Raw genomic sequence first — 6,671 nt, forward strand, 5'->3', positions numbered from 1 at the left:
TTTCTTATACTTAAAAAAAAATAAATTAAAAAAATTAATATACGCTTAAATATGCCTTAATTGCATATTACTTGTAGTGAATTTTAGGGGGTAAAAGAAATATGAAATTTGCGCATATATCTCGCATTTACGCTTCATTTTGATATTTACTTTTAACTAGACTCTTTTAACGGGCGTTAAACGAGTCTAAAATTAAAATTTGAAGCGAAATTTGTAAAATTTGAGGCTCACTCAAGCCCCAAAAACGCTCCTTCGTCAAATTTAAAATAAATATTTTCGCCGACGCTAAAATTTTGCGAATTCTCCGCCAGCGTTTTAATCAAAAAGTCGCCGACTTTGATTTTTACCAAAAGCTCTTTGCCAAGATAGAGCGAAACCGAGTGCAAAATACCGCTCAAGCACCCATCTACAGGAGTTTTGCTTAGCATTACTTTGCTCGGATTTACGGCGATCTTTGCGGCGCTACGCAAATTTGACGGCAAATTTACGATCGCGTTTTCGTCAAATTTTAAAACCCCGTCCCGCGCGTCGAAAATATTTTTGTATTCGAATTCGCACACACGCCCCTTATGTAAAAAGACGTTTTCCTCGGCGATCGCGGTTAGCCATTTATCGTCGTGACTAGCGATCACAAAGCCGCAGCCGTATCTTTGCCGCATGTAAAGCACCGCCTTGCCAAAAAGCTTTGACGTGCCCACGTCCACGCTATTTGTCGGCTCGTCGAGTAGATAAAGACGCGATCTAAGCGCCAAATTTAACGCAAAACTAACGCGCTGCGTCTGTCCCGAGCTTAACTCAAAGTGGCGCTTGTTTAAAAAACTCTCGTCAAGCCCGACCAAATTTAACGCCTCGCTCGCTCGCTCGTCAAATTCCCCCAGCGCTGCGCGACTTTTTAAAACGGCTTTAAAATTTTCCCTCACGGAGCGTTTTAAAAGCGCGGGCTCTGGTAGCAAAACGCTAACGTCGCGCAGTAAATTTAGACTAGGCGAGCTGCTTCCCCACAGCCGCACCTCGCCCGAGCTTGGCTTTTGCAAAAACGACATCACTCGCATCAGCGTGCTTTTGCCGCTGCCATTGCTACCTGTTAGCGCGGTGATTTTGGTGACGTCGATATCAAGGCGCGGGATGTTTAAAATCTCGCTCGCGCCGTAGTTTAGGCGTAAATTTCTAACGTTTATCACTTTGCGCCTTTCTCGTTAAACTTACACAAAAGGCTCAAATTTGACGCGCCCAGCCCGCTTTTTGCAAGCGTAAAATTTCTAAATTTATCAAATTTCATCTATCCAGCCTTTTTAGCGCATGTATCGCCAAATTTACCGCAAACGCGATAAAAATAAGCACCAAAGCCAGCGCTATACCCATGGCAAACTCGCCCTTGTTCGTCTCTAGCGACACCGCGGTCGTGATCGTGCGGGTAAAATATTTGATATTTCCGCCGATCATCATCGCCACGCCGACCTCAGCCACGATGCGCCCGTACGCCGTCGCTACGACCACCATCAGAGCATACCTCAGCTCGTAAAGCACGCAGCCCACTAGCCGCGGTGCGCTCAGGCGTAAATTTAAGATCGTTAGATAGTGCTTTTTGTCCATATTTTCCACGACGCTAGCGCTTAGCGAGATGATGATGGGTAAAGCTAGCACGAACTGCCCCAGCATCACAGCCTTTAGAGTAAAAAGTAGCCCAAACTCGCCAAACGGGCCGTTTCGCGTGATAAATGCATACAAAATAAGCCCGATCGCAACCGTCGGCATCGCAAGCGCCGTATCGCTGAGCAGCCTAAGAACCCTGCGCCCTCTAAAATCGTAAAATCCCAGCGTAAATCCCAGCGGAAAGCCGACTAAAATCGCAAAAAATATCGAAACGCTCGAAGTGTAAAGCGTCGCCCTGATCGCCGAATACGTCTCCTCGTCGCCGCTAAAAAGCAGCCTAAAGGCCTCTAAAAATCCGTTTAGTAGAAAGTCCAAATATTATTTCTCCGTATGTTTATGTCGTTAATTTAATATGCTATAATAGCATACTTTTTAAAAAAGGAGAAAAATGAAAAAAGTAATATTAGGCTCGCTAATCGCGAGCGTTTTGGCGTTCGCGGGCGATAGCGAACTCATCATGGCAACTACCACCAGCACCGATAACACGGGGCTACTAGACGCGATCTATCCTGCGTATAAGGCAAAAACCGGCGTCGATATCAAATGGACTGCCGTAGGCACGGGAGCAGCTTTAAAACTCGGCGAAAACTGCGATGCGGACATACTTTTCGTGCATTCGCCAAAAGTTGAAAAAGAATTCGTAGAAAAAGGCTTTGGCGTTGAGAGAAAACCCGTAATGTACAATGACTTCGTCGTCATCGCCGATAAATCTATCGCCGATAAATTTAAAGGCAAAGACATAAAAGAGAGCTTTGAGCTAATCAAAAAAGAGAATATCAAATTTTTCTCTCGCGGCGATAAATCAGGCACCGACAACAAAGAAAAAGGTATCTGGAAAAAAATTATCGGCGAAGTACCTGAAAAAGACAGCTGGTATATGCAAACAGGCCAAGGCATGCTAGCTACCATCAACGCGGCAGCCGAGCAAAAGGGCGTGACGTTCACCGACCGCGGCACCTACATCAAGTACGAGGACACCAAAAAAGGCGCGCCTGAGATGGTCATCATCAACGAGGGCGACAACGATCTAAAGAACTTCTACTCGCTAATCGCGGTAAATCCGAAGCACTGCGCTAAGGCCGACATCGAAAACGCAAATAAATTTATCGAGTGGGCGACGAGCGAAGAGGGTCAGAAATTTATCGGCGACTTTAAGCTGCTAGATAAGCCGCTTTTCACGCCTGACGCAAACAGTCGCAAAAACTAATTTTCGCGCGTTTAGGTCAAATTTGACTCCACTCGCGTAAATTCGGGCGCGCTTTGCGCCCTTTTTCTTTCTTAAATTTTACTCTTTTTATTTTTTAAATTTAATCAAATTTGAGTGCCCGAGACCCGTATCTTGACGGCGTAAAATTTCAAATTTGACCGCATGTTTTTGATTTGCTCAAATTTGACCTTTTTACGAGCCGAATTTAACCCGCTTAAGTTTAAATCTTCCCGCCGAACATCTCATACATCGCCTTTTCCTCGCCCCAAAGCTCGCGATGTTTTTTGATGCAGGATTTTATCGCGCCAACTAGATATAGCACGTCTTGCTCGGTGTGCGTGTAGTGCAGGCTCACGCGCACGAAGCCGAGCTTGCTCTCAGGCATGCGCCCCTCCTTGATACCCAGCAGATCGTGAGCGTAGGGCCCCGCGCACATCACGCCCGCGCGCGTCTGGATACCATAGTCGTTGCTAAGGCTCGCGGCAAAATCATACGCCGAGACGCCGCGCACATTAAATGAAAAAATCGGTAGCCGCGGCGCGCCCTTTGGAGCGTAGTTTATAATCTCGTCAATGCCCGCTAGTTCGCTCTCAAAAAGCCGTGCAAGCTCGTCCTCGGCACTTTTTATCCTCTCAAAACCGACCTCGTTTCGCAGAGCATAAGCCAAATTTGCCCGCATAAGCCCGATGATAGGCGGCGTGCCACCCTCCTCTAGCTGCTCTGGGTTTTTCAAAAATACATGCCCTTCGCGGTTAGCGTATGCAACCGTCCCGCCCGCGGCAAAGGTCGGCACGTCACTGCTAAGCAGCTCCTTTTTGATCGCCAAAAGTCCGCAACTTGCAGGCCCTCCGAGTAACTTATGCGGCGATAGGAAAATCGCGTCGAAATAATCGCAGTCTAAATTTGCGTGCGAGCTCAGCGCAGCGCAGTCAAAGGCGACGATGCCGCCCGCAGCCCTGATTAGCTCGCTGATCTTTTTATAGTCGCTAACGACGCCCGTGACGTTTGAGGCGGCGCTAAACGAGCCGATGATGCGGCGTCCGGCGTTTAGCTTTAGGATGCGCTCAAGTGCGAGCAGATCGATCTCGCCGCCCTCGCTAAGAGGCACGCGCAGGTAGTCGCAAAGCCCCTCACGAAAGCTAAGCTCGTTTGAATGGTGTTCGTATGGCGAAACGAGCACGAGCGGAAGCTGCGCTGCGCGTAAATTTGCCTCGCCGATCGCGCCTCTGGTCGCAGGTGGCAGGTAGATGCCAAGCAGCTCCTGAAATTTCTTGATCGCGGCCGTCGCACCCTGTCCACAGGCGATGAGATAAAATCGCTCGTCAAGCCCGAGCAGCTTTTTCAGGCTCTCGCGCGCGCCCTCGTAGCGCCGCTGCGTGATGATAGCGCTTGAGCTACTGTCGGAGTGGGTGTTGGCGTAGGTTTTTAAAACGTCCGCTATCTCGCGCTCTACGGGCTCATAAGCAAGCCCCGAAGCCGTGTAATCAAAATAGTGCACGCCAGGTTTTAGGATGATATTTTTTTTTATTTCGTCTAAATTTGCCATTTTTTACTCTTTAAATTTGATACGGTAATTATAGTAAATTTTCGCAAATTTGGGGCTTTTGCGGTGGAAAGACTAGGAAATTTGGAGGTTAAATTTAGCTGTTCGTTGCGAGTTTTTAAGGCAAAGAGACGCTAGCCGCATAGGCTCGCAACCCTTTGCGAGAGGCGGAAATTTTATTTATTTATAAAATTTTTCTCTAGCCACTCGATAGCTTTTGCTTCGGTTTCGAAGCGTCCGCTTTTAGCGACTTGATTTTGCCCCTCGTAAAAGCGGATCCTGATACCGTCTTGGACGCTATCTACCTTTACTCTGGTGATCTTATCTTTGTTTAGATAGACCCTATCGTTTAGTTTTACGTACATTTTTTCTCCCTTAAATTGATGTGGTTTTATTTCTTTTTATCTTTTTTGTCGTCTTTAGTTGCGTCATTTTTCTCGCCGTCTTTTTTCAAAAACAGCTCCTTAAAGCGCTTATCCGCAAAATCCTCGATGTCGTTTTGAAGCTGCCTATAGGCGTTTATGAGCTCATGCGCACGCTCGTTTAGCGTCGTGCCTGCGTTTTCTCCGCCGCCCTGCCTAGTCGTAAAAAGCTCCTCTTTTAGATTTTTTTGCAAAATTTGCAGATGATTCCAGCATTTTTTATAGTTCATACCTAGGATTTCGGCGGCCTTTGAGATCGAGCCGACCTCGGCGATGACGTCCAGGACTTCGGTTTTACCCTTGCCGAAGATAAGCTCGCCCTCATCGTTTTCTATCCAAGTTTTGGTTTTTACTCTCATCTTTTTTCCTTTCTTCTCCTTAAAACACCCTAACTGGCAGTATTTTACGTCGATTTTATAGTCTTTTAGCGTCGAGCGGATCGTCTTTAATCCCACGCCTGCAGCCGCATCTCTAGCGTCTTTGCATAGGATCCTGTCCTTTTCATCGGTCATCTGCTTTAGCTGCGTCATAACGGTGTATTTGCCCCGTCCGTTTTCCAGCCCGCCAAACTGCCCTAGCTCGCAGTTGTCGATCTTTACGCCCATTTTTTCGGCCTCGTCGCTAACCAGCCCGACCTCTACGCCTAGTTTTGCGGCGATCTTAAACGCCGCGCCGCAGTCTAGCCTGCCCTTTGGATTTAGCAGTTTGGTTATCAGTTCGCGGATTTGCTCACTCATAGATTCTCTCCGCGCCGCTATATACATTTATGTTTTCGCCGCGCGCAAAGCCGCACAGCGTGAGGTTAAATTTACGCGCTATCACGACGCCAAGGCTGGTCGGAGCCGTGCGCGAGACGAGCACTGGGATGCCGTGCATGACGGCTTTTGCCACCATCTCAGAGCTCAACCTCCCGCTCACCATCAAAAATGAATTTTGCAGCTGCACTCCTGCTAGTACCGCCTTGCCGACGGCTTTGTCTATCGTATTGTGCTGAGCAATATCCTCGCCGATGTAAAACTGCTCGCCGCTAACAAAAAGCTTAGCCGTGTGCACGCAGCCAGTCATCTCGTAAAGCTCGCACTGCGTGTAAAACTGCCCCATCTGGCGCAAAATTTCGTCTTTGTGAAATTTAACCTCGCCCTTTACCGAGCGCGCCGCCATAGCCTCGGGGTCAATGTTTGCCGTCGAGCTACGTCCGCAGCCGCTGATTATCACCTTTTCCTCGTCAAACTGCTCGAGGCGTTTTTCGTTGATTTTGGCCTTTACCAGCACGCTTAAAGCGTCCTCTGAGAGCTCGATACTCTCGATATCCTCGGGGCTCGCGATCAAATTTTCGCTGATTAAGTAGCCTGCTGCTAGCGCCTCCTGATCGGTCGGAGTGGCCATCACTGCGCCGAAACGCTTGCCGTTTATGTAGATCTCAAGCTTGATCTCGCGCACCAAAATATCGTCCACGGCGCTTTTTTGCGCGCCTTTAAATTTGATGATTTGCGTCGTAAAAATAGGTTGCATGATTTTCCTTAATTTTTGCGAAATGATAGCTTGAAAATCTAAATTTAAGATTTGATTGTAGTGAATTATTGCTTAAATCAAGCAAAAACTTAAACTATTTTTAGTGCGATTTTATCGGTATCTGATGATGATTTATATATGCAAATTTAGCATATATCTTAAATGCAAAATTTCCGTAATCGCCACAAAAAGCTTCACTACTAGTTTAGTCTAAATTTGACTTTTTCATTCCGCCCCTTTCCAAATTTAACCCAAAACCCACCTACCCCTATTTCCAATTTACGAAATTAAATTTTTCTACTTCATTTATCAAAATACCTAAAATTCCGATAAT

7 protein-coding genes are annotated in these 6,671 nt (G+C 47.0%); 1 reads left to right on the top strand and 6 read right to left on the bottom strand.

Features of this window, described 5'->3' with window-relative positions; genetic code table 11:
- Positions 1-227: 227 nt before the first annotated feature.
- Both tupC and tupB read right to left on the bottom strand, forming a co-directional pair.
- A complete protein-coding gene (gene tupC, locus Q0394_RS00655) occupies positions 228-1,181 on the bottom strand; it encodes a tungstate ABC transporter ATP-binding protein TupC (RefSeq protein WP_298944964.1) in 954 nt (317 codons plus the stop codon).
- A 94-nt stretch (positions 1,182-1,275) separates the two neighbouring features.
- Positions 1,276-1,968: a tungstate ABC transporter permease TupB gene (tupB, locus tag Q0394_RS00660; RefSeq protein WP_103579572.1), complete on the bottom strand. Its 693-nt coding sequence runs from the start codon at positions 1,966-1,968 to the stop codon at positions 1,276-1,278.
- 73 nt (positions 1,969-2,041) lie between these two features.
- Here tupB and tupA point away from each other — a divergent pair, with 73 nt between their 5' ends.
- Positions 2,042-2,860: a tungstate ABC transporter substrate-binding protein TupA gene (tupA, locus tag Q0394_RS00665; RefSeq protein ID WP_087576732.1), complete on the top strand. Its 819-nt coding sequence runs from the start codon at positions 2,042-2,044 to the stop codon at positions 2,858-2,860.
- A gap of 220 nt (positions 2,861-3,080) precedes the next feature.
- Here tupA and Q0394_RS00670 read toward each other — a convergent pair whose 3' ends face one another.
- From Q0394_RS00670 to fdhD, 4 genes are all read right to left on the bottom strand, one after another.
- Positions 3,081-4,406: an aminotransferase class V-fold PLP-dependent enzyme gene (locus Q0394_RS00670; protein ID WP_298944966.1), complete on the bottom strand. Its 1,326-nt coding sequence runs from the start codon at positions 4,404-4,406 to the stop codon at positions 3,081-3,083.
- Positions 4,407-4,579: 173 nt separating this feature from the next.
- A complete protein-coding gene (locus Q0394_RS00675) occupies positions 4,580-4,768 on the bottom strand; it encodes a hypothetical protein (protein ID WP_004321084.1) in 189 nt (62 codons plus the stop codon).
- Between the two features lie 26 nt (positions 4,769-4,794).
- Complete coding sequence (locus Q0394_RS00680; RefSeq protein ID WP_298944968.1) at positions 4,795-5,562, bottom strand: LysR family transcriptional regulator; 768 nt, start codon at positions 5,560-5,562, stop codon at positions 4,795-4,797.
- Positions 5,555-6,337: a formate dehydrogenase accessory sulfurtransferase FdhD gene (fdhD, locus tag Q0394_RS00685; protein ID WP_298944970.1), complete on the bottom strand. Its 783-nt coding sequence runs from the start codon at positions 6,335-6,337 to the stop codon at positions 5,555-5,557. The genes Q0394_RS00680 and fdhD overlap by 8 nt, the downstream gene beginning before the upstream one ends.
- Between the last annotated feature and the right edge of the window lie 334 nt (positions 6,338-6,671).

This window comes from uncultured Campylobacter sp. (assembly GCF_938039205.1).
Taxonomy (GTDB): Bacteria; Campylobacterota; Campylobacteria; order Campylobacterales; family Campylobacteraceae; genus Campylobacter_A.

What these genes read in the sequence shown, in the direction of transcription:
- tupA (WP_087576732.1), top strand. Translation starts at nt 2,042, where the DNA reads ATGAAAAAAGTAATATTAGGCTCGCTAATCGCGAGCGTTTTGGCGTTC.
- Q0394_RS00680 (WP_298944968.1), bottom strand. Translation starts at nt 5,562, where the DNA reads ATGAGTGAGCAAATCCGCGAACTGATAACCAAACTGCTAAATCCAAAG.
- fdhD (WP_298944970.1), bottom strand. Translation starts at nt 6,337, where the DNA reads ATGCAACCTATTTTTACGACGCAAATCATCAAATTTAAAGGCGCGCAA.
- Q0394_RS00670 (WP_298944966.1), bottom strand. Translation starts at nt 4,406, where the DNA reads ATGGCAAATTTAGACGAAATAAAAAAAAATATCATCCTAAAACCTGGC.
- Q0394_RS00675 (WP_004321084.1), bottom strand. Translation starts at nt 4,768, where the DNA reads ATGTACGTAAAACTAAACGATAGGGTCTATCTAAACAAAGATAAGATC.